Source organism: Halapricum sp. CBA1109 (assembly GCF_009741825.1).
In the GTDB taxonomy this organism is placed as follows: Archaea; Halobacteriota; Halobacteria; order Halobacteriales; family Haloarculaceae; genus Halapricum.
In genome coordinates, this window is record NZ_WPCA01000225.1 from 1 (window position 1) to 2,636 (window position 2,636).

Sequence of the window (2,636 nt, forward strand, 5' to 3'; positions counted from 1 at the left end):
GCCGGCGAGGACGGCGCTCGGCGCGATGCGGGCGGCCGTCGACCCCTCGAACGTGAAACTCCCCGGGTCCGTTAGGGCGACGCCGAGGACAACGGCCGCGCCGACGGCTGCAAGCGTCGCGCCGACAGCCGCTATCGTCGTCATCGGCCCGAGCAGCGATCCGTCGAGCACGAACGCGACCGCGAGACCGGCGTTGCCGAGGCAGATACCGGCCATCCCGGCGGTGTAGCGTCGGTGGAGGGTCACGGGACCGTCTTCGCGGCGTGTGCCCGAAAATCCCACGACCGGCGACCCGGAGTAACAACCGTTTTGTCCGCCCCACGGGGACGAGTAGATATGGACACGAGCGACCGACTCGAGTTGACGACCCGTCACACACAGGAGGTCGTCACCGACGAGGAACTGGCCGACCTGTTCGAGGACCGGGAGCACCCGACGGCGTACATCGGCTACGCTCCGACCGGCGAGATGCACATCGGTCACTTCACGACGATGCGGAAACTGGCCGACTTCGTCGAGGCCGGCCTAGACGTGACGGTCTTGCTGGCGGACCTCCACGCCCACCTCGACGACGCGAAAAGTCCCTTCGACCTATTGGACGCCCGCACCGACTACTACGAGGTGGCCATCCGCGCGATGATCGACGCGGCCGGCGCCGACCCCGACGCCATCACGTTCGTCCAGGGCCGGGAGTTCGAACTCGACGAGGAGTACTCCCTTGAGTTGCTGCGGATGGCCGCCGAGACGACCGTCTCCCGCTCGGAGCGCGCGGCCAGCGAAGTCGTCCGGGAGTCCGACTCCCCGAAACTCGGCGGCCTGCTCTATCCGTTGATGCAGACGCTCGACGTCAAAGCGCTGGACGCCGACATCGCCTACGGCGGCGTCGACCAGCGCGGCATCTACATGCTCTCACGCGAGATTCTGCCCGACCACGGCGGGAAAGCACCGATCTGTATCTTCGCGCCCCTCCTGTCGGGGCTCTCGGGCGGGAAGATGAGCGCCTCCGACGCCGCCTCGAAAGTCAACCTCAACGACAGCCCCGAGGACGTACAGGAGAAACTCACAGACGCCTACTGTCCGATGGGCGAGGTCGAGGACAACGGCGTCCTCGAGTATGTCCGGTACCTCGTCTTCCCGATCCTCGACGAACGCGGCGAGGACTTCGTCGTCGAACGCCCGGAGCAGTACGGCGGTGATCTGGTCTACGAGAGCTACGAGGACCTCGAAGAGGACTTCGTCGCCGAGGAGCTCCACCCCCAAGACCTCAAGAACGCCGCCGGCGAGTACATCGCCGACGTGATCGATCCGATCCGGACGGCGCTGAACGACCGCCCCGAACTGCTCGCCGAGGCCTACCCCGAGAAGTACGAGTAGGTCACTCTGCTTCGAGGGCGTGGTACCGCACTCTCGCCGACGTTTCTACCCCGGCCCGAGCGCCGCGATATCCGCGCCGACAGTCGCCAGCGCGTCGGCGGGGTTCGGGTCGCTGTCGGCCAGATGGGTGTACCGATGCGCAGGAATCTCCGACAGCGCTCCCGCGACGGCCTCGCTGTAGCCGTCGACGCCCGGTTCTGTCGGGTCCTCGCCGCCCCAGACGTCCCGGATGACCGTCATCGAATCGATGCGCACCTCCAGCCGGCGTGGCTCGTAGCGGGCCAGCAACTCCGAGAGGCCCAACTGGAGCGCGACGTACTCGGCGGTGTTGTTCCCCGCTCGGGAGCCGACGGGACGGCCCAGACGGGCGAGTTCCGTCCCCGAGGCGTCTACGATGACGGCCCCCGCACCGGCGGGGCCGGGATTGCCGCGGGAACTGCCGTCGACGTAGAGGACGAAGCTATCGCCCGACGCTCGGGGATCGGCGGCCGGGAGAGTCCCGCGGCGAGCAGGTCCTCGAGCGCGCTGCGCAACTCCCCGGGCGTCGTCTCGGGGTCGAACAGTCCGCCGAACCCCGGGACGGCGTCGTCGACAGTTTCGGTGGCCGTCGCCACGTCGTAGCCGACGCCCGCGAGCACCTCGTCGACGAGGGCCGCGAGCGGCGAGAGGTGCTCGGCCGGGAGCGAGTCCTCGCTCACGATCCCGTTCCCCTCCCGCTTGCTCTCGGGCGGTCGCACTGCTGCATATATATACTCGGTGACCGAGCGTCATAATCCCTTCCGGTGGTGGCCTCAACCGTTCGACGACGACCGTGCCCGTGCCCGTGCGCCGGCAGTCACTCCGCGTCGAGTTCTTTCTTGATGAGCACGGAGTTCGTCGGCGTGTGGATGACGCGGACCGTCACGGTGTCGCCGGCCGAAAGCGAGCACGCGCCGTTGTTGATTCGGAACTCGAAGGAGGTTCCGGCGGTGAAGGTGTCGCTTGCGTCCTCGTGAAGGACGCTGGCGTTCCACGTCTGTCCCACGGTGCCCTGTGAGAGCAGCCCCGTCTCGCGCTCGAAGTTGCCGTCGTCGAAGGGGAAGTACATCGGCGTCGACGAACTCCGCGTCGTCGGGGCCGGTAAGTTGACGAGACGCTCGGCCTTCCCGCAGGCCCGAACGGCTATCTCCATATTCGAGACGTCGATGTCGTCGCCCGCGATATGGGTGATCCGAACTATCTGGTCGTCCGCGCCCGGGCGGTCGCCGATGAACTCGCCGGTC

Annotated in this window: 3 protein-coding genes and 1 pseudogene; 1 reads left to right on the forward strand and 3 read right to left on the reverse strand. The window is 67.5% G+C overall.

Annotated elements, in window-relative coordinates; genetic code table 11:
* Positions 1-246: hypothetical protein (locus GJ629_RS15375; protein ID WP_197428674.1), on the reverse strand; the 246-nt coding region annotated here is incomplete at its 3' end.
* Positions 247-336: 90 nt separating this feature from the next.
* Here GJ629_RS15375 and GJ629_RS15380 point away from each other — a divergent pair.
* The gene (locus GJ629_RS15380) at positions 337-1,374 is read left to right on the forward strand and encodes a tyrosine--tRNA ligase (RefSeq protein ID WP_157513797.1); all 1,038 of its coding nucleotides are present in this window, start codon (positions 337-339) and stop codon (positions 1,372-1,374) included.
* A gap of 45 nt (positions 1,375-1,419) precedes the next feature.
* On the opposite strand, the pseudogene GJ629_RS15385 reads toward GJ629_RS15380, so the two are convergent.
* Positions 1,420-2,072 (reverse strand): annotated as a pseudogene (locus tag GJ629_RS15385) (ribonuclease HI family protein).
* A gap of 137 nt (positions 2,073-2,209) precedes the next feature.
* On the reverse strand, positions 2,210-2,636 hold a 427-nt coding region (locus GJ629_RS16540; protein ID WP_197428675.1), incomplete at its 5' end, for a type IV pilin.

Excerpts from the sequence above, each read along its gene's own strand:
- GJ629_RS15380 (WP_157513797.1), top strand. The coding sequence starts at position 337 with ATGGACACGAGCGACCGACTCGAGTTGACGACCCGTCACACACAGGAG.